At 66.9% G+C, this 19,559-nt stretch carries 16 protein-coding genes and 1 tRNA gene; 8 read left to right on the top strand and 9 right to left on the bottom strand.

Features of this window, described 5'->3' with window-relative positions:
- Window position 1: 1 nt before the first annotated feature.
- Entirely contained in the window at window positions 2–742 is a 741-nt protein-coding gene (locus ACFRAU_RS09660; RefSeq protein WP_377999741.1) for a response regulator transcription factor, read from the bottom strand.
- A 197-nt stretch (window positions 743–939) separates the two neighbouring features.
- Here ACFRAU_RS09660 and ACFRAU_RS09655 point away from each other — a divergent pair, with 197 nt between their 5' ends.
- The 4 genes from ACFRAU_RS09655 to ACFRAU_RS09640 all read left to right on the top strand — a co-directional run bounded on the left by ACFRAU_RS09655 (window position 940) and on the right by ACFRAU_RS09640 (window position 5,587).
- A complete protein-coding gene (locus ACFRAU_RS09655) occupies window positions 940–2,061 on the top strand; it encodes a hypothetical protein (RefSeq protein WP_377999740.1) in 1,122 nt (373 codons plus the stop codon).
- Window positions 2,062–2,659: 598 nt separating this feature from the next.
- Window positions 2,660–3,535, top strand: a complete 876-nt coding sequence (locus tag ACFRAU_RS09650) for a winged helix-turn-helix domain-containing protein (RefSeq protein WP_377999739.1) — start codon at window positions 2,660–2,662, stop codon at window positions 3,533–3,535.
- 46 nt (window positions 3,536–3,581) lie between these two features.
- Window positions 3,582–4,109 (top strand): SixA phosphatase family protein, encoded by a 528-nt coding sequence (locus ACFRAU_RS09645; RefSeq protein WP_377994560.1) that lies wholly within the window; start codon window positions 3,582–3,584, stop codon window positions 4,107–4,109.
- Window positions 4,110–4,159: 50 nt separating this feature from the next.
- The gene (locus tag ACFRAU_RS09640; RefSeq protein WP_377999738.1) at window positions 4,160–5,587 is read left to right on the top strand and encodes a D-alanyl-D-alanine carboxypeptidase family protein; all 1,428 of its coding nucleotides are present in this window, start codon (window positions 4,160–4,162) and stop codon (window positions 5,585–5,587) included.
- A 27-nt stretch (window positions 5,588–5,614) separates the two neighbouring features.
- Here ACFRAU_RS09640 and ACFRAU_RS09635 read toward each other — a convergent pair whose 3' ends face one another.
- Entirely contained in the window at window positions 5,615–6,430 is an 816-nt protein-coding gene (locus tag ACFRAU_RS09635; protein ID WP_377999737.1) for a nitrilase-related carbon-nitrogen hydrolase, read from the bottom strand.
- 62 nt (window positions 6,431–6,492) lie between these two features.
- Complete coding sequence (gene hisD, locus ACFRAU_RS09630; protein ID WP_377999736.1) at window positions 6,493–7,845, bottom strand: histidinol dehydrogenase; 1,353 nt, start codon at window positions 7,843–7,845, stop codon at window positions 6,493–6,495.
- Between the two features lie 72 nt (window positions 7,846–7,917).
- Between hisD and ACFRAU_RS09625 the strand changes: the two genes are divergently transcribed.
- Both ACFRAU_RS09625 and ACFRAU_RS09620 read left to right on the top strand, forming a co-directional pair.
- Window positions 7,918–8,823, top strand: a complete 906-nt coding sequence (locus ACFRAU_RS09625) for a LysR family transcriptional regulator (RefSeq protein ID WP_377999735.1) — start codon at window positions 7,918–7,920, stop codon at window positions 8,821–8,823.
- Window positions 8,824–8,974: 151 nt separating this feature from the next.
- The gene (locus tag ACFRAU_RS09620) at window positions 8,975–10,450 is read left to right on the top strand and encodes a purine-cytosine permease family protein (protein ID WP_377994565.1); all 1,476 of its coding nucleotides are present in this window, start codon (window positions 8,975–8,977) and stop codon (window positions 10,448–10,450) included.
- A 78-nt stretch (window positions 10,451–10,528) separates the two neighbouring features.
- Here ACFRAU_RS09620 and ACFRAU_RS09615 read toward each other — a convergent pair whose 3' ends face one another.
- From ACFRAU_RS09615 to ACFRAU_RS09595, 5 genes are all read right to left on the bottom strand, one after another.
- The gene (locus ACFRAU_RS09615; RefSeq protein ID WP_377999734.1) at window positions 10,529–11,218 is read right to left on the bottom strand and encodes a hypothetical protein; all 690 of its coding nucleotides are present in this window, start codon (window positions 11,216–11,218) and stop codon (window positions 10,529–10,531) included.
- A gap of 8 nt (window positions 11,219–11,226) precedes the next feature.
- The gene (locus tag ACFRAU_RS09610; protein ID WP_377999733.1) at window positions 11,227–11,874 is read right to left on the bottom strand and encodes a TetR/AcrR family transcriptional regulator; all 648 of its coding nucleotides are present in this window, start codon (window positions 11,872–11,874) and stop codon (window positions 11,227–11,229) included.
- Window positions 11,871–13,907, bottom strand: a complete 2,037-nt coding sequence (locus ACFRAU_RS09605) for a YhgE/Pip family protein (RefSeq protein ID WP_377999732.1) — start codon at window positions 13,905–13,907, stop codon at window positions 11,871–11,873. The genes ACFRAU_RS09610 and ACFRAU_RS09605 overlap by 4 nt, the downstream gene beginning before the upstream one ends.
- Entirely contained in the window at window positions 13,904–14,650 is a 747-nt protein-coding gene (locus tag ACFRAU_RS09600; protein ID WP_377999731.1) for an ABC transporter ATP-binding protein, read from the bottom strand. The genes ACFRAU_RS09605 and ACFRAU_RS09600 overlap by 4 nt, the downstream gene beginning before the upstream one ends.
- Before the next feature lie 67 nt (window positions 14,651–14,717).
- Complete coding sequence (locus ACFRAU_RS09595) at window positions 14,718–16,220, bottom strand: dihydrolipoyl dehydrogenase family protein (RefSeq protein ID WP_377999730.1); 1,503 nt, start codon at window positions 16,218–16,220, stop codon at window positions 14,718–14,720.
- A 130-nt stretch (window positions 16,221–16,350) separates the two neighbouring features.
- Here ACFRAU_RS09595 and ACFRAU_RS09590 point away from each other — a divergent pair, with 130 nt between their 5' ends.
- On the top strand, window positions 16,351–17,079 hold the full coding sequence (locus ACFRAU_RS09590) for a FadR/GntR family transcriptional regulator (RefSeq protein ID WP_377994573.1): 729 nt from the start codon (window positions 16,351–16,353) through the stop codon (window positions 17,077–17,079).
- Window positions 17,080–17,221: 142 nt separating this feature from the next.
- Here the strand turns inward: ACFRAU_RS09590 and ACFRAU_RS09585 are convergent.
- Window positions 17,222–17,295 (bottom strand) — tRNA-Arg (locus ACFRAU_RS09585).
- Between the two features lie 278 nt (window positions 17,296–17,573).
- On the opposite strand from ACFRAU_RS09585, the gene ACFRAU_RS09580 reads away from it, so the two are divergent.
- Complete coding sequence (locus ACFRAU_RS09580; RefSeq protein WP_377999729.1) at window positions 17,574–19,400, top strand: phosphoenolpyruvate carboxykinase (GTP); 1,827 nt, start codon at window positions 17,574–17,576, stop codon at window positions 19,398–19,400.
- Window positions 19,401–19,559: the final 159 nt, after the last annotated feature.

Below are 19,559 nucleotides of genomic sequence, written 5' to 3'. Positions count from 1 at the left end.
CCTACTCTGCCGGTTTGATGACGTAGCCCGCGCCGCGGACCGTGTGGATCATCGGCGGATGCACGGCATCCACCTTCTTGCGCAGGTAGGAGATGTACAGTTCGACGATGTTGGCCTGGCCGCCAAAGTCGTAGTTCCACACCCGGTCCAGGATCTGGGCCTTGCTGACCACACGCTTGGGGTTCTCCATCAGGTACCGCAGCAGCTCGAACTGGGTGGCCGTCAACTGCAGCTCGTCGCCGGCGCGGGTGACTTCACGGGTGTCGAGGTTCAGGACGAGGTCGCCCACCACAAGCTCAGCGGAATCCATGGCGGCCACACCGGAGCGCTGGACCAGCCGGTGCAGGCGCAGCAGGACCTCCTCGATGCTGAACGGCTTGGTGACGTAGTCGTCGCCGCCCGCGGCGAGGCCCACGATGCGGTCCTGGACCGCGTCCTTGGCCGTGAGGAAGAGTGCCGGGACCTCCGGCGCGAAGGCACGGATCCTGCCCAGGAGCTCGACGCCGTCGAACCCGGGAAGCATCACGTCAAGCACCAGCACGTCCGGGCGGAACTCCTTGGCGAGTTTCACTGCCTCGGGACCGTCGGCAGCGACGGCCACGGACCAGCCGGCCATGCGCAGGCCCATGCTCATGAGCTCTGCGAGGCTCGGCTCGTCGTCGACCACCAGGGCGCGGATGGGGGAGCCGTCCGGGTGGGTCAGTTGGGGAAGGTTGTTGGTCATGGAGTGCGAAGTGGCCATGTGACAACTCTCCGTTCTGGTGTTTAGCCGCCGCTTTGGCAACCCTGTGCGCCGGCTGTGAATCCCAGCCTAGCGAGCTGAAAGGCAGCGCGTGCGCATTTTTCAGGTCACAGCCATGGCTCTTGCGCCGCACAGGCCAAACACAGGAAGGCTTTCCAGTCTGGAACGGACACTTCCGCACCCCTAAGGAGATAACAATGAGCGGACAGCAGCATTCACCTGTTCCGGAAACCACGCCCCTGCCCCCGGCGCCGCAGCCGGACGGGCATTCCGCCGGCTGGGGCTTTGGCGGGGGAACGCCGACGCCGGCCCCCGCGAACGCCGGTCCGGCACCTTCCGCTTACGCAGCGGACGACAATCCGGACGACCCCCATTCAGCCGGCGCCCGACCCGCGGAACCCGCAACTGAACCGGTGACGTCCCTCGGCACGTTCTCCTCCGGCGGTGCCGCTTTCCATGCCGCACCGCACGCCGTCGTGTCGAACTCTCCCGCCCCGGGCGGCGATCCGAACACCCAAACCCCTTCCTCCCAGGCCGCAGATGCCCAGGGACCGAACTCTCCGGCCCCGTACCCTGGCTGGGGTGCCGGTGGGGCCCAGCCTCCGGCCGACGGCACCGCGGGCGCGGGCTGGGGAGGGCCGCCGTCGGCCGGAAAATCCGGCGGACCGGCTGCCAGCGGCAAGCCGTGGACCATGAAGCGCGGGCTGGTCGTGGCCGGTGCGGCGACGGTTCTGGCCGCCGGCGCAGGAGCCACCGTGTACGGCCTGGGCAGCAACGCGGCCGCTGCCGGCGGAACGGCCGCCGGCCCGCAGGGCGGTTTGGCGCAGGGCGGAACACAGGGCGGGTTGAGCCAGGGCGGTGCCCAGGGCGGCCTGCCCCAGGATGGCGGGTCGATGGGCGGCCCGGGCGGCATGCAGGCGCCGGGCGGCGACTTCGCGCCCAACGGCCTCGGCGGCATGGGCAGCGGCGTCTCTGCGGCGGTTCATTCGGAGTACGTCGTCGAGGAGAACGGGGAGTACGTCTCGAAGGTAGCGCAGCTCGGTACCGTTTCCACCGTTTCCTCTGGTGCGGTGACAGTAAAGAGTGCCGACGGGTTCACGCGGACCTACACACTCAGTGACGACACGGTGGTGAGCAATATGTTGCAGAGGCGCCAGCAGTCAGCAACCGGCGGCCTCACAGTGGCCGACATCGTCTCCGGAGCCACTGTGCGGATTGTTGCCGGCAAGGATGGCTCGGCGTTTCCGGCGGAGAGCGTTCAAGTGAGCGGGACCGCGACGCAGTCGGGCGGAACCAGCGGATCAAGCCAGTCGAGCTGACTGACGGGAAGGCGCAGCGCCCAGGTGAACCGGGCGCTGCTGCCGTCGTTCTGGCGGATTTGACCACGACCCCAAACCCGCGCGTGGGCAAAAAAACTTCGCCCGGGCTACGTCATAGCTGGACAATCGGCTTATCGCCGCTGCGGGTTTCCAGCAATTCAGATGTCATTGAATATTCAGCGCGAATTTACGGAAAAATCGAAGAAGATTCCGTAGAAGCAGCTTTCCGACCGTCCGTTCAGGAAAAAGGATCAAAAAATCGGCGGCTTTCAAAACTGTGATTTGTCGCACAAACCGGCCGTTTGTCTCAGCATGCGGACGGTTCCGTCCATTGTTACTTGCAAGTTTTCATTGTTACGTTGCACACTTTCAAATGTGAACAAGAACTCAACAGCACCTGCAGCCGCAGAATATTGGCCCAGCACACCCGCTGCTGCCGACATGCGCTGTTGTCGAATGCACGCCTAACTTTCACCACCCCACGAAGTTTTTAGGCATTCGCCCCCAGCCCAGCGTAGGGCGCCCCTCCCCAGAATCATTGCGGGGAACCAAGCATTCGAGCCGCGATGACGGCCATTCACATTTGAGGTAAGCAAACATGACCGTTGCATCCGGATACGTCCACATCTCAGTCCGTAACGCCAACAAGGCTGGCCAGGCGCAGGGACTGCGCCAGGGATTCGGCGCCCGCCCCGCTTTCGGCCCGGCAGGCCCGGCCAACAGCATTCCCGCCGCCCCGGGTTACGCGCCCCAGGGCTACAACCCGAACTCCTACGGCCAGTTGCGCGCCGTGCAGGCGGAGGAAGCCGCACCGCTGACCGCGCCCACGCCTCTTGTGGCCCCGGCCGCCACCGCGCCGGTCCGCCCGGTTCCCAACGACAACGTCGCCCGCGGGTTCGTCCTGTACATGGGCATTGACGAGGAGACCGCGGCCGCCGCCGGCACCTCGATCGCCAAGCTTGCCCAGGAGATCCGGGCCTACGCCCAGTCCCTGGTTACCGGCGCCGAAAGCTACGCCGCCGTCGCTGTGGCGCCGGCCAGCGCGCCTGGCTCGGCGCTCGACGTCGTCCGTTCCACTTTCGGTGACCCCACCGTCAACGCCCGGCAGCGCACCGAGACTGCCCGCGTCCAGCCAGCCCAGGATCCCCGTCCCTCCGGTGTCCTGATCGATCTCGCCCGCCGCGAGGTGCACCTCGACGGCGAGTCCCTGAACCTGACGTTCAAGGAATTCGAACTGCTCAACTACCTCGTGGAGAACGGCACCCGCACCGTGGGCCGCGACGAACTGCTCGAGGGCCTGTGGCGCAACGCCGAAGAGGTGCCGAACGAGCGCACCATCGACGTCCACATCCGCCGCCTCCGCTCCAAGCTGGGACGCCTTGCCAACACTGTGCGCACGGTCCGCGGCCAGGGCTACCGTTTCTACGAGCACCCGGAGGTTGTTGTCTGGGCCGCTCCGGAGTACTCGATCTAGCCTCCTCCGCCCGAACGGCCCAGGCGGCTGGCGTTAGGCTTGGGCCATGAGTGCGCACCATAAGAAGCGGTTGGTCCTTATGCGCCATGCCAAGGCTGACTGGCCCGGCGGGGTGGCTGACCACGAGCGTCCCCTGGAGGAACGGGGCCACCGCGAGGCTCCGCTTGCCGGTAAATGGCTGCTCAAGCACAACATCGTCCCGGACTTCATCCTGTGCTCCAGTGCCCTGCGGACACGGCAGACATGTACATGGGTTTGCAGTGAACTCGGCGAGAAGGCCCCGACGCCGAAACTTGAGGACGGGCTGTACGGCGCCTCCGCGCTGCGCATGCTTGCGGTCATCAACCACGTGCCGGACACCGTGACCACCCTGATGGTGATTTCCCACATGCCCGGCGTGCAGGACCTGGCCATGCACCTGGCCTCACGGGATTCCAACCACGACGCCTACATGGATGCCGCCACACGCTTTCCCACCAGCGGCCTGACCGTGCTGGAGACGGACAAGCCCTGGGCCGAGCTGGACGGCCAGGACGCCAGGCTCACGCACTTCAAGGTCCCGCGCCCACACTAGCGCGGACGAGTAGGCTTGTCCCCAGCGTCGTCTAATGGGGAAGGGCCGCCATGCTGAATTCTGTAACCGCCCGGTGCCGGGCCGGTGCCCGGCGGTGCGCTGCCGCCGTCGTCGTTCTCCTGATGCTCTGCGCCGGGGCGCAGCAGGCAGCCGCGGCACCGTCCGGTGAGCCGCTGTCCACGCAGGTTGTTTCGAACCCCGGCAATGCATGGGTCCTGGTCAACAAGTCACGTCCGCTGAATCCACGCCAGTTCGCGCCGTCGGACCTTGTCAGCTGGAACGGCACCGGCCATCTGCTGCGGCACCAGGTCACGGGCGCCCTGGGCCAGCTGTTCGCCGGGGCGCGTGCTGCCGGCTACTCCCTGGAAGTCATCAGCGGTTACCGGTCCTATGCCTCCCAGAGCGCCCTGTACAGCTCGTACGTGCAAATGTACGGGCAGGCCTACGCCGACCAGATTTCGGCGCGGCCGGGCTACAGCGAGCACCAGACCGGGCTGGCGGCGGACGTCGGCAATGCGGGCGGCGCCTGTGGGCTGACGGACTGCTTCGGGACCACTCCGGGCGGGCGCTGGGTGGCGGCGAACGCCCACCGCTACGGTTTCATCGTGCGCTACCCGCAGGGTTACTCCGGCATCACCGGCTACACGTACGAACCCTGGCACCTGAGGTTCGTCGGCGTTCCGCTGGCCACCGACATGAAGAGCCGCGGCATCGCCACCATGGAACAGTACTTTTCCGCCCGCCCCACCGTCAGGAGCGGGGCCGACGTGCTAGCCGCCGATTCCAGTGGCGTGCTGTGGTCCTACCCGGCCAACGGCCGGGGCGGCTTCGGCACCCGCGTGCGGATCGGGCCGGGCTGGTCCGGCCTTAAGGCCGGCTTCGTCGCTGACTGGAATGCCGACGGCGTGAACGACATCGTGGCCCAGTGGAAGACCGGGACGCTCTCCGTGTACCGCGGCAAGCTCTCCGGCGGGTTCCTCAGCCCCGTCCGCGTGGGCAGCGCCGGGTGGCAGTCCATGAACATCACCGTGGGGAAATGGCACAGCGGCCAGCGGTATCCGGGCGTGGTGGGCACGGCAGCGGACGGCGCCATGTTCTTCTACCCGAACGCCACGGGCGGTGCGCTCGGCGCGCGGCTGCGGCTCGGGCAAGGATTCCAGGGCATGAAACTGACCATGGCCGACTTCGACAACGACCGCCGCCAGGACCTGCTGGTCACCAGGGCGTCCGGCGAACTCCTGCTGTACAGGTCCGACGGCGCCGGAAAGTTTGTTGCGGAAGCCCGCCGCCGGGTCGGGACCGGCTGGAATGCGCTGGCCCAGTCCCACGCATCATTCGGGTTCCAGGGGCCGGGGACGCGCGGACTCACCGCCAAGACCACCGACGGGCGCCTCGTGTATTACAGCCTGGGCAACAGCCAGTTCACGGGTCTCCGGCCTGTCGGACCGGGCTGGCAGCCGTACAACATCTTCCGGTAGCCGGCGGCTTCCCCGGAACATGCGTCCCTAGCCGTGGGGGTCAGCCCGTAGCCGTGACGAATATAGGGCCGGGCGCCGGTCGCTGAGGGTATCGTTGCGCGGTCCGATGCGGGTGCGTCCGGCTGGCACGGTGATGACCGTATCCAGCCGGCCCGCAGCGTCACTCACGCCGGCGGGCCATCCGTCGCAGCCGATCGCTGACGTGCCCTGGGTCCAGGTATGGCCGCGCTCCGTGCCGGCACGGTCACAACAGACGATGGCCACGCATGATGCTCTCGCCGCCGCCATGGCTTGGACCACTTCCGGGGCATGTTCGCCGGCTGGCCGCGGCACCAAAGGCCAGTTCGTGGGAACTGCGATGATCTCGGCCCCGCCGAGGGCCAGCGACCGGGGCATTTCCGGAAACTCGAGATCGTAGCAGATCAGCACCCCGAGCGGCCCGAGCGGGGTCGGCACGACCGGCGGCGGCGCGCTGCCCGCCTCGAAGAGCGACTGTTCCTCATCCCAGAGATGTGTCTTTCGGTACACGGATATGACACCGGCGCGTGTCATGATGGCGGCGCTGTTGAAGAGGGAATGCTCGCCGCGTTCGCAGAATCCCAGGACCAGCACCATGCCCGGATCGAGCAGCGACGCCCACTCCCCGAAGACGGGATCGTCGGAGGCGAGGGCGCATCGCCCAGCCTCGTCGGGCCGGAGGTAGTAACCGCTGGTGGCCAGTTCCGGCAGGACGAGTAGCTGCACGCCGTCTTTTACCGCAGCCTGGATCGCGTCCGCGATCATGCGGAGGTTTGCTGCGAGGTCGCCTATGCGCGGTGCCAGTTCGTGGGCCCGCACAGCCACGCGGCGTTCACCTGGCGCTGTGGCAGCAGGTGGCGTTGTCTGGTCCCGGGGTTCGGCAGCCATTACGCGAGCGCGGGCGGGGTTTGTCCGGTCACCAGCTCGCCGGCCCGTTCGAGCCGCATTGTTGCGGTGGCGCGGTGTGCCGCCATGCCTTCGGACTCCGAAATGACGGCAACGGCCGTGGCAAGCTCAGATGTAGCTTCGCGGGCGACGCGCTGATAGGTGAGCGGCTTAAGGAACCGGGATACCGACAGCCCGGCAGAGTGCTTCGCACCGCCGGCCGTCGGCAGCACGTGGTTGGTTCCGGCCATTCCCTTGTCGGAGTAGGCCACCGTGCTCCATTCGCCGATGAAGAGCGATCCGTAGTTGCGGAGGGCCGCGTGATAGTAGTCATTGTCGGCGGTCAGGATCTCCAGGTGTTCCGGTGCCAGGTCATCCATCAGCGTCACTGCGACCTCACGGCTGGATGCCAATGTCACCGATCCGTAGTCGCGCCAGGCGGCGCCGGCGATCGGCGCGGTTTCGAGTGTCGCAAGCTGGCGCTCCACCGCCGCGATGACCTCCAGGCCGAGTTCCCCGGATGTCGTGACGAGGGCGGCGGGGGAGTTGGGCCCGTGTTCGGCCTGGCCGAGGAGGTCGGCCGCGACCAGTTCGGCGTCCGCGCTCTCGTCAGCGATCACCGCGACTTCTGAGGGGCCGGCGAGCAGGTCGATGGCAGCCGTACCGAACAACTGGCGCTTGGCTTCCGCGACGTAGGCGTTGCCGGCCCCCACCAGCATGTCCACGGGTAGATCGCCGAGCAGCCCGAAGGCCATCGCGGCCAGCGCCTGAACGCCGCCGAGGACAAAGAGACGGTCGACGCCGGACAGGTGTGCGGCGTAGACCACGGCATCGTTGGCGAAGCCGCCCGGCTGCGGGGGAGTGCAGGCCGTGACGGCCGGAACCCCTGCCGCCTTGGCCACCCCCACCGTCATGAAGGCGCTGGCCGTCAGCGGGAAACGCCCGGCAGGCAGGTAGGCCCCGACGCGCGAGACGGGAATGTACCGTACCCCGGCGCGGAGCCCGGGTATGAGTTCGGTATCGAAGTCCCGGAGGTGCTCCCGCTGCACTCGGGCAAATGCCTGGGTGCGCGCGGCCCCCAGCTCGATTGCTGCACGCAGGTCCGCCGGGAGGCGGTCCCCGCTGGAGGCGATCCGGGCGGCGGGCAGTTCGATGTCGCCGCCGTCCCAGCCGTCAAGTTTTTTTGAGTAACGCAGGACGGCGTCAATGCCTCCTGCTTCGATCTCGCCGAGCATTTCCGAGACGGTGGTGATGACGGCAGGATCGCGCTGCGCTGCAGGCGCGTCCACTGCCGGCTCTTTGAGGTGGCGGTAGGAGCCATGGAGGTTTTTGAGGACTGCTGGGGTAAAAAGCATGCAGTGATCCTAGGCATGTGCCGTAATACCGCACAAGAGCTATGAAACCTATCAAAGGTATAGCTTGTTCCTATGACACTGACACAGCTTCGCGCTTTCCTGATGGCAGCGGCCCTGGGATCGTTTACGGCTGCGGCGCTCGAACTGGGCACCACGCAACCGACAATTTCCGAACTCGTGCGCAAGCTCGAAGCCGTTTGCGGCCTGCAGTTGTTCGTGCGCGGCGGCCGCCGGCTCGTGCTCACGTCGGCCGGGCAGGAACTGCTGCCCTGGGCGCGGCGCGCAGTGGAAGGAGCCGATGGCGCGGAGCAGTCGCTGAGTGCGCTGCGCGGGCTCAGCGGAGGGGTGGCCTCCATGGGGGTGCTGCGGAACGCGTCCTACTATTTTCTTTCCGATCTGGCGGTACGGTTTCATGCCGAGCGGCCCGGGGTGCGCACCCGGCTGGTGGGCCAGAATTCCGTCGAAGTGGCCGACGCCGTGCGGTCGGGCGAACTCGAGGCAGGGCTTGTGGTGCTTCCCGTCAACGACGACGGCCTCGCCGTCACGCCGCTGCTGCGCGACGAGGTGCTATGGGCCAGTTCCGACCCCGAGCGCGTGCGGCAGCCCATAACCGTGGAGGCGATCAGGGAAGCTCCGCTTATTCTCTACGACGCCCACTACGGCTGGCAGGATCCGACCCGGCGCCAGTTGGCGGAACGCGCCCAGCTGGCAGGAATAAGGCTGGAGCCGATGATCGAGGTCGAGAACGTGGAGTCCGCCCTGCGGCTTGTGGCCCGCGGTGTGGGCGAAACCCTCATTTCACGCGCCGTTTCGGTGAGCGACATCTTCCCGCAGGGGGTGTCCACCGTCCCCTTTGCTGATCCCCTGTACGACACCATCGCCGTGGTGGTCCGCGAGGACGCCGCACTCTCGCCCGCCACTGCCGAATTGGTGCGGTTGGCGACCGAGATGGTGATGAAATCGGCCCAATCGCCGTAGCCCATAGGGAGTTCCTATGCTGTCCAAAGGTTTATATCGTCTTGTGCGATGCCATGATCGTTCCTAGTCTCGTGAAACCGGGGTTTTACCGGCGTCCGGAAAGTCCCATGGATGCGGCGCCTCGCGTATCTGACCACATTTGAGGAGAACCATGAGCCAATCCGCCATGGATGTTTCGCAGTCGGCGGGACAGCCGGAACTTGTCGAATCCCGTTCCATTGACTGGGTACCCCTGACCGAGCGCCGGGGCAAGTCCTGGAGCCTGTTCCCGCTCTGGTTCATGTCCAACGCCAACGTGACCACTCTGGCGACGGGCATGCTCGGGGCAGCGCTGGGTGCATCTTTCCTGACCTCGCTGCTGGCAATCTGCCTCGGCGTTGCGGTCGGAACTGTGTTTACGGCGTTCCATTCAGCCCAGGGCCCCCAGCTCGGGCTGCCACAGATGATCCAGTCGCGGGCCCAGTTCGGGTTCCGTGGCGTCGCCGTAATTTGCGCCATCGTGGTCTTCAGCCTCGTCGGATTCAACATGTTCAACCAGATGCTGGCAGCACAGGTACTGACCATGACCACCGGTGTCGATGCGAACCCCCTGTGGTACTTCATCATCAGCGGTCTCGCGCTCGTGCTCGCCATTTTCGGCTATCACTGGATCCACAACACGCAGAAATGGCTGACCCTGGTCTTTCTCCTGACATTCGGCGTCTTTACAGCGGCCACGCTCGTTTTCCTGCCGCTCGACCCGGCCCAGTTCTCCCTCGCGGGATTCGACTGGGTGCCGTTCCTCCTGCAATTCGGGGCTGCAGCAGCCTATGCCCTGGGCTGGGCGCCCTATGTCTCGGACTATTCCCGGTACCTTCCCCCGGAGACAAAGCCGGGCAGGACGCTGTTCTACACCTACGGAGGGGTCTTCGTCGGAGCGGTGTGGCTGATGGCGCTTGGTGCATTCGTTGCCGCCGTTTTCCACGGGGCATCGCCGCTTGAAGGTGTCCGCGACGCCGCGGACCAGATTCTTCCCGGCGCGGGGTTCTGGCTGCTGATTGCAGCGCTCCCCGGACTGGTCAGCGTCATCACCATTAACATCTACGCCGCGGCAATGGAACTCATTACTATCGCCGATTCGGTCAGGCCGGTCCGGCCCACGCGGGCCCTGCGCATCCTCGGGTGCACCATCATCGCCCTGGCGGCCTTTATCGGCTCACTCCTGAGCACCGGTGACTTCCTTGCCAACTTCGGCAGTTTCCTGGTGATCCTGCTGTATGTGCTCGTGCCCTGGACCTCCGTCAATCTCGTCGACTACTACTTCGTGCGCCGCGGACACTATGCCATCGGGGAGATCTTCACGCCCCGCGGAATTTACGGCACCTGGGCCTGGCGCGGGATGACCGCCTACCTGATCGGCATCGTCGCGATGGCACCCTTTGCCGTCACTGCCTGGTACGTCGGCCCTGTGGCCCAGGCCCTTGGGGGAGCAGACCTTGCCCTGTTCGCTGGCTTGGCGGCTTCCGCCATCGCCTACCTCATCCTCGGCCGCACTATCGACTTCGAAGCGGAGCAGCGCGCTGCCGAAGCCGGCCGCAGGACAACCGGACAAGAGGCAGTGCAGTTCTGGAATCCGAGTTCACACTAGCGGCTCGTTTGCGGCCATGAAGTGCTGTCCGGCCGGGCGCACCTGAGCCCCCCGTCAGGGCAGGCTTGTACGGCTGCTTCAGCGGCGCGGAGCCCTGCCGGTTGCCGTCCCAGTCCCTGCCCCACGCGGCGCTGCCACCTTCGGAGGCGGCGTCCGCTGGGGCGCCGTCTGCCGAGTTGCAGCTTGCTGGTTCGGGGTGCGCTGTGCCGGCTGCCTGGCACCCGCCGGGAGTCTCGCCGCGGGGCGGGCCGGTGCCTGGGCCGCCCGGGTGGTGGACGCGGAAGCCGGCCTTCTGGTGGCGCTGGCCGGGTTGGTGGTCCGGGACCTGGACGTGCCGGCGGGCCTGGCAGAGGAAGCGGGGCCCGCCCGCCGCAGCCGCCGTCGGGAGGGCCAGACGGCTGCGCAAAAGAGCACCAGCAGCGTCAGACATCCCGAGGCCGCGGCCAGATAGAAGTAGATGTCCGAATCCCGGGTGGTCACGGCCTGGCCCAGGGCTGCCGGACTTTGGTTGAACGCCAGCCCCCACATGCGCAGGAAGGCGATGCTGCAGCCGATAAACAGGCTGGTTCCGGCCCCGCCCGCTAGCAGGGCAAAGTATCGGCGCCGGGCAAAGGCTTCGGCCACGGACGCCACATACCCCACCGCAACGGCGCCGAGGAATGCCACCAGCGCGGCTTCCTCCAGCGTGTAGGCGGTCAGCACGAGCAGGCCTGCCGCTGCGGCAAACGCGCCGATCGCTGTCTTTCCGCTGTTACCCATGTGGCCCATGGGACTAATCATCCCTGAGGACCGGGCCCCTTCAGCACGTAGCCGCGCATGATTGTCATGATGGCTGCAACGCTTTGGTCACGGCTCCGTTCGGGGTTGTACGTCTGACGGTCCAGCCCCACCACAAAGCAGGCCCCGAACACTGCCGCTTCCAGGCTTCCCCGGGAAATGGTGGCGTCCACCGGGTACTGCGCAGCAACGCTTGCGATTGCCGCGCCGATCACCTGCAGCAGCCGGCCCCGCAGCTCGGCGAAGGTGTCCTGCCACTCGCTCGGGGTGCGCCATTGCTCACCCACCCACAGCCTGGCGAAGGACGGATACTCGGCCATGAAGTCCATGGCCTGGCCGATCATCGCCTCGATGCCGGCCAGCGGGTCCGCCGTCCCGCCCGTCACGCTGAGCAGCCTGGCCTCGAGGATGTCCACGCCGTGCCGCAGCAACTGGGCTATCAGGTCGGACTTGCTGCCGAAGTTGTAGTAGACGGTCCCCTTGGACACGCCTGCCGCGGCGGCGATCTCGTCCACGGTCACGCCTGACGCGCCGCGCTCCCCGATCAGGTCCATGGATGCCTCGAACAGCTTCTGCTTCGTGGCGTTGGTCCGGCCGGGGCGGAGCTTCCTCGGTGCAGCTCCCTGGTCCGCCTCCAACGTGCTCATACAGCGATCTCCGGTTTCAGGGTCTTAAGGGTCCAGAACTTGTTCTTGCGGACGGCCAGCGTTGAAAGGGCCATCCCCAGCAAAGTGTAGCCAAACAGCCCCGCCACGGTGCCCGGGACCAGGGACAGGTCCGCGCCGTAGACCAGGTGGCGCATGCCATCCACCACGTACCCCATGGGCAGCACCCGGTGGACGGCGTGCAGCGGCTCCGGCGTGGTCTGCCAGGGGAAGGTGCCCCCCGAGGAGACGAGCTGCAGCACCAGCAGGATGAGCACTGCCAGCTTTCCCGGCGAGCCGAGCAGCGCCACCACGCCCTGGATGATGGCGCTGAACGCCATGGCGGCAGCCAGCAGGAACAGCCACATCAGCCACGGGTGGGCAGGATGCAGCCCCAGCCCCACGTTGACGACGACGGTAAGCAGGCTCGCCTGGACCGCGGACACCGCCAGGAACGGAAGCCACCCCCCGACGGCGATCTTCCAGGCCGGCGCGTTGGAGGCCAGGGCGCGCTGGGTGATGGGCCGCATGGCCTGGACCAGCATGAAGATGCCGATCCACAGGGCCAGGGTCATGAAGAAGGGAGCGAGTCCTGCGCCGTAGGAGCCGGCCTTCGCCTGCGAGACGTTGCTGACGGACACGGGGTCGGACATTACGGCCGAGAGGCTGCTTTTCTGCGAGTCGTCGGGGTGGGGGACCTTGCCGGCGCCCTGCGACAGCCCGTCAGCCAGTTTTCCGGCGCCGGCTGCGGCGGTGCCCGCTCCGCTCTCCAGTTGCGCCGCACCGCCGTCGAGCGTTTGGGCACCCGCCGACAGGGCGGCGGAACCGTCCACCGCTGTCTGCTCTCCCGAAGCCAGTGTCGAGGCGCCGGCTGCCAGCCGGTCTGCGCCGGCAGACGCCGTCGAGATGCCGCCGGTCAGTGCCGGTGCGGCGGCGGCCAAACGCGCCGCGCCGGCGCTGACCGCCGCTGATCCGTCGGAAAGCTGCCTGATCTGCGCGGCGTCTGCCTGGATCTTCGCCTTGGCCTCGGTGACCGGGCCGGACGCGGCAGCGGAATCAACGTCCGCGAGCACCTTGTCCGCCTGTTCCCGGGTCAGTACACCGGCGGCCACCAGCCTGTTGTTGGACTCCAGCAGCCGGCCGCGGAGGCCGCTTTCAGCAGCGTCGAGCTGACCGACGGCGTCCTGCACCTTGGTGTTCAGCGCCGCGTTTCCTGCCGCCACCTGCGCGGCACCGGCAGCGAGGCGCTGCGAGTCCGCCGGAAGCCCGGCGGTCCTGTCCCGCAGCTCTGCCAGCCCGCCGCTCAGCTGCGCGGCGCCGGCCGACAGCCCGTTGGCGCCGTCACGCAGCCTGGCCTGGCCGTTGTACAGGTCGGCGGCTCCGGTTGCCAGCTTCCCGGTTCCCGCATGGAGGGTGACCGCACCGTCGTGCAGCCGGGTGACGCCGTCGGCCAGCTGGGCGGCGCCGCCGGCCGCCTTGACCATCTGCGTGTGGATGGTGCCGAACCCGGTGAGGAGTTGGTTGGCCGTCTCCGCCCCGACCTCCTTGGCCACGGACGCGTGCACGGCCGTGGTCAGCTTGTCCACGATGGTGCTCAGCAGGTAGTTGTTGGCGTCGTTGGTGGTGACGTTTAGCATGGCCTGGGTCGCCGAATCGAAGCTGCCGGGCGAGGCGAGGTTGGCGGAGAAGTCCTTGGGGATCTTGAGCGCGAACGCGTACTTTCCGTCGCTGACGCCCTGGTCCGCCTCTGCCGTGGACTGGACCGTCTGCCAGTTGAACACGTGGCCTTCGAGGAGGCTGTCCGCCACCTTCTGCCCGGCCTGCAGCCGCGTCCCGTCACCGGTGGCCGCCCCGGCGTCCTCCACCACGAGTGCAGCGTCGATCCGGTCGAGGTTTCCGTATGGATTCCAGTTCGCGTAGAGGTACACCGCGCCGTAGAGCAGCGGCACCAGGGTGAGGGCCAGGATGGTCAGCTTGGGCAGCAGCCCGCCGGTCATGCGCTTGAGTTCGGAGCGCGCCAGTCGCAGGACAGTCACTTGGCCACCCCACCCGTCACGCCGGACTCACCCGTAACGCCGGAGTTTTTGTCCACATAATCGGACCTCGGGGGTGTTTTGGAGCCATTATCTGGACGAAAACTCCCCGGGGAAGGACGGCTGGCGGCGTTGCCGATTGCCGCGGACGGTCCGGTCCAGCTATCCGGGAGGGCAGTAACGGTTGCGACGACGGCGAGGGGCCGGCCGCCGTCGTACGCCAGTTCGCTGAGCCGCGGCAGCCAGCCGGCAGGGTCGGCGCCGTGCCGGTCGGGGGAGTCCACGACGAGGAGGTCCGTGGCGGGGTTGGCGAGGGCCAGGGCTGTGAGGAGCTCGGTGCGGCGAGCCGGCGGGAGCTGCTCCGTCCACATGCCGGCGACATCCTCGAAGCGGTTGACCTTCAGCCACGGCTTGCTCAGGAGGGCGCCGCGGTAACGGCGTGGAATCAGGGCCAGATCCTCGGTCACCAGGTCCGCGACGCTCAGGTGCTGTTCGGGTTCGTTGACGCCGGGGGAGTCCACCAGGGCGCTTGAACGCCGCAGCGGCCTGATCCCTGCCGTGCCGTCCCAGCTGGCAGTGCCGCCGTCGGGCTTCATCCGGCCACTGAGGACAAGCGCGAGCGCCGTCCGCTGATCCTGTCGGTCGCCGGTCACCAGCAGCAGTTCGCCGCGGGCCACCTGGAGTGAAGCCGGCGGCAGGAGGTCGAGCCGCCGGCCTTTCACGCTGAGCTGTCGTGCGCAGAGCAAAGGGAGCCTTTCGCAGAAGTTATCTGCATCAAGGCTAACTGAACTGACTAGTCAGTTCAAATAAAAATTAGAGGCCGTACTTCTCCAGCAGCCGCAGCCAGACCTCGCTGATGGTCGGATACGAAGGCACAGCGTGCCACAGCCGGTCCAGCGGAACCTCCCCGACGACGGCGATCGTCGCGGCGTGCAGGAGTTCGGCGACGTCGGGTCCGGCGAACGTGGCGCCGAGGAGCACCTTGCGGTCCTCATCCACCACGAGCTGCGCCCAGCCCTCGTAGTTCCGGGCGTGCAGGGAGGAACCCGCCACGGCGATGGGCAGCTCCACCGAGGACGCGTTGTAGCCATCCTTGCGGGCCTGCTGCAGGGACCTGCCGACGTTGGCCAGCTCGGGGTCGGTGAACACCACGTTGGGAATGGCGTGTTCGTCCGCAGTCTGCGCGTACCGGCTCCACGGTTCGGGTTCCCCGCGAAGTTCGCCTTTTGCCCGGGCCGCAATGGCGGCGCCGGTGGCCCGTGCTTCGTACTTGCCCTGGTGGGTGAGCAGGGCCTTGCCCGCGGCGTCGCCCACCGCATACAGCCAGGGACCGCCGTCGTTGCCTGACGCTCCGGCCACCACGCCGGTTGAGTCGGTGCTGACGGTCAGGGGTTTGCCGTCGCTGGCGGTCAGCCCCACGTTTTCCAGACCGATTCCGTCGAGCGCGGGCCTCCGGCCGGTCGACACGAGCAGCTTGTCCACGGTGACGGTGTCGCCGCCGTCGGGTTTGCCGCCGTCGGGTTTGCCGCCGTCGGGTTTGCCGCCGTCGAGCGTGAGCGTCAGGGTACCGTCGGAATTCCTGTGGACGCTGCGGGTCTTGGTGTCGAGCCGGAGCTCCACGCCGTCGGCCCGCAGGCCGGCGGCGACCAGTTCCGCGGCCTCGGCCGGGAAGCTGCGCAGCAGCCCGCTGCGGGCCACCAGCGTCACCGTGGATCCGAGACGGGCAAAGGCCTGGGCAAGCTCCGTGCCGGCGACGCCGCCGCCCAGCACGCCAAGCCGCTCGGGGATCTCCTTCGCCGAGGTCGCCTCCCGCGTGCCCCAGTACTCAACCCCGGCCAGCCCGTCAACGGGCGGCTGGTTGGGCGTGGAACCGTTGGCAAGTACGACGGCGTGGCGGGCCGTGAGTGCGTAATCGTCGCCGTCCAGCCCGGCCACTTTAACAGTCCGTTCGCCGGTGATCCGTGCCCGGCCGCGGATGAGCTCGATGCCTGCACCCTCCACCCACTCCACCTGGCTGCCATCCTGCCAATGGGAGGTGAAGGAGTCGCGCCGCTTGAGGACCGCGGCCGCATCGAGTGTTCGGGTCACGGCTTCGCTGGCACCGGGAACTGCCTGGGCTCCGTGGAGCGCGGTGCCCGGGCGCAGCAGCGCCTTGGATGGCATGCAGGCCCAGTAGGAGCATTCGCCGCCCACCAGTTCGGCCTCCACCAGGACTGCCGTCAGGCCTCCCTGCACCACCCGGTCCGCGGCATTTTCCCCTGCCGCGCCGGCGCCGATCACAATGACATCGAATTCCCGTTCAACAAGACGTGGCATGGCAACAGCCTACGCCCGCCATTGCCACGGATTTCGGCAGGCGGTGCCGTAACAATGGACCCGCCTGTCCGGGGACGTGGGACATCCGCTACGGTGAGGAAAAGTACGGACAGTGCAAAAGGAGCCCTCCATGCAGCCCTCCAACGTGGTTCCGCCGGCCCGCTTCAGCGCCCAGGCCCGCCTGCGTGCCCTGCAGTCGGACATCATGGAACTGATCCTGGACCGTGAACTGGAGCCCGGAGACGCCCTTCCCACCGAAAATGAGCTGTGCCTCGCCCTCGGTGTGGGCCGGAATACCCTGCGGGAGTCGCTGAAGGTCCTGCAGGCGCTGGGGGTCATTGAGATCCGCCACGGGTTCGGGATGTTCGTGGCGCCCAGCAATTTCGAGTCCCTCGCGGACGGGCTGATCTTCCGGGGCCGCCTGTCCCTGCGGCACCACGGCCTGGAGGCGCGGCAGCTCGTGGACGTCCGGCAGGCGCTGGAGGCGGGCCTCATCGGCAGTGCGATGGATGAGATGACCGCAGACCAGCTGGCTGCCGTCGAGGAGTCCGTCATCCGCATGGAGCTGAGCGCCGCGGCAGGGGAGCCCTTCGTCGAAGCCGACGCCGAATTCCACCGCAGGCTTTTTGAACCCCTTAACAACGAGCTCCTGCTCAACCTGCTGGGCGTCTTCTGGAAGGTCTACCGCAAGATCTATACGGAGGTTGGCCCCGGGGTGGAGGACCTGCCCGCGATCGCGGCGCTGCACCGGAACATTTTTTCGGCTGTCGCTGCCGGGGACAAGGGGCGGGCCGCCCGCGAGCTGACCCACCACTTCGACGGCTTCCGGCGGCGGATAGAGGAGGCTGTTGGTGCATAGGAACTTATGTTCTAAACCGCGTCGGTCCTGAACTGCGGGAATACCCGCCTGCCTTGGCCGGGCGTTTGCCCTGGCTTCGGGCAGGGGGTCCGCGTTAACGCAGAAGGTCCGCACCGGTTTCCCGGTGCGGACCTTCTCTCTGTGCGCCCAAAGGGATTCGAACCCCTGACCTTCTGTTCCGTAGACAGACGCTCTATCCAGCTGAGCTATGGGCGCATCTTCCGGTTCCTTTCGAGCTTTTCGCTCGCCCCGAACCTCGAATAACTTTACGCGAGGACAGCCGCAGTTCCAAATCGAGGACCATGTAATTTACACAACTAGACCGGTCTATGTGACCTTCGTCACTAATTTCGAGTTTTCTAAATCCAAATTCCTTGAATTTCCGCGGAAATTGCCTCCCGGCGGGCAGGACATCCGATGTCTGACCGCGAATTGGTCCAGATCATCAGACCTAGCATTTAGCACACACCACTGACCCGAAGAAGGGAACTGCAATGGCCCACCTGGCGCGACTGCCGCTGCTTGAGAAAGCACCCACCACCCATGCCGGTCTGCTGGCCTGGGTTGAAGAGGTCGCTGGGCTGACCCAGCCGGACCGGATTCACTGGGTCGACGGCTCCGAGGAAGAAAACACCCGCCTTACCGACGAACTCGTCGCGGCCGGCACCCTGAAGCGGTTGAACCAGGACCTGTTCCCCAACTCCTTCGCAGCCTTCTCGGATCCTGCCGACGTGGCCCGTGTTGAAGAGCAGACCTTCATCTGCTCGGAGAAGGAGCACGACGCAGGCTTCACCAACAACTGGATGGCCCCGGCGGAGATGAAGGAGAAGCTGCGCGGGCTGTTCTCCGGCTCCATGCGCGGCCGCACCATGTACGTCATCCCGTTCGTCATGGGCCACCTCGATGCTGAGGACCCCAAGTTCGGCGTCGAGATCACCGACTCCGCCTACGTGGTTGCCTCCATGCGCATCATGGCCCGCATCGGCACGGACGTCCTGAACCGGATCACCGAAACCAACGCCTTCTTCGTCCCGGCCCTGCACTCCCTGGGCGCTCCGCTGGAGCCCGGCCAGGCAGACGTCCCGTGGCCCTGCAACCCGGACAAGTGGATCGTGCACTTCCCCGAGGAGCGCTCCATCTGGTCCTTCGGCTCCGGCTACGGCGGAAACGCGCTGCTGGGCAAGAAGTGCTACGCCCTGCGCATCGCCTCCGTCATGGCGCACGATGAGGGCTGGCTGGCCGAGCACATGCTGATCCTCAAACTGACGTCGCCGGAAAGGAAGACGTACTACGTCTCGGCAGCCTTCCCGTCCGCCTGCGGCAAGACCAACCTCGCCCTCCTCGATCCCACCATCAAGGGCTGGAAGGTCGAGACCCTCGGCGACGACATCACCTGGATGCGGTTCGGCAAGGAAGGCGAGCTCCGCGCCGTCAACCCGGAAGCGGGCCTGTTCGGCGTCGCCCCGGGCACCGGCTGGGGCACCAACCCGAACGCCATGCGCGCCATCGCCAAGGGCAACAGCATCTTCACCAACGTTGCACTGACCGACGACGGCGGCGTCTGGTGGGAGGGCATGACGGAGGAAACCCCGGCGCACCTGACCGACTGGCAGGGCAACTCCTGGACGCCCGAGTCCGGCAAGCCGGCAGCCCACCCGAACTCGCGCTTCTGCACTCCGATCGACCAGATCGACATGCTGGCCGAGGAGTACCACAGCCCGAACGGCGTGGAACTGTCCGCGATCCTCTTTGGTGGCCGCCGCAAGACCACCATCCCGCTGGTCACCGAGGCCCGCGACTGGACCAACGGCATCTTCATGGGCTCCACCCTGTCGTCCGAGACCACCGCTGCTGCGGCCGGTGCCGTCGGCGTTGTCCGCCGCGACCCCATGGCCATGCTCCCGTTCATCGGCTACGACGCAGGCGACTACCTGAACCACTGGGTGAACCTGTCCGCCAAGGCCAACCCGGAGCGCCTGCCCAAGATCTTCCTGGTGAACTGGTTCCGCCGCACGGCTGAGGGCGGCTTCGCCTGGCCGGGCTTCGGCGACAACGCCCGGGTCCTGAAGTGGGCCATCGAGCGGCTCGAAGGTAAGGCCGACGCCGTGGAAACGCCCATCGGCTTCGTCCCGACCGGCGACGCCATCGACCTCGACGGACTCGACATGACCCCGGCGCAGGTTGAGGACGCAGTGCGCGTCGACCCCGACGAGTGGAAGACCGAGCTGGCATCCATCGAGGAATGGTTCGCCAACTTCGGCGATTCGCTGCCCGCCGCGCTCCAGAAGGAGCTCGACGGCCTGAAGGCCCGCCTGGCCTAGTCCCCACTGCCTCCCCGATCTCGCAAGCTCGATTGGGCCCCTCGGCAGCGTGGGCCCATCTGGACTAGACCACGGCGGCCCCGCACCTTTTTCTTAATAGGTTGGGGGGCGGCGGGGGGACGGGGGGGTAATAGGGGACCGACACAAAAAGCCCAGGGG

The sequence above is a fragment of the Arthrobacter sp. NPDC056691 genome, from assembly GCF_042791415.1.
Taxonomy (GTDB): Bacteria; Actinomycetota; Actinomycetes; order Actinomycetales; family Micrococcaceae; genus Arthrobacter.
The sequence above is the reverse complement of the archived record's forward strand: the minus strand, read 5'-3'. Positions and strand labels throughout refer to the sequence as shown.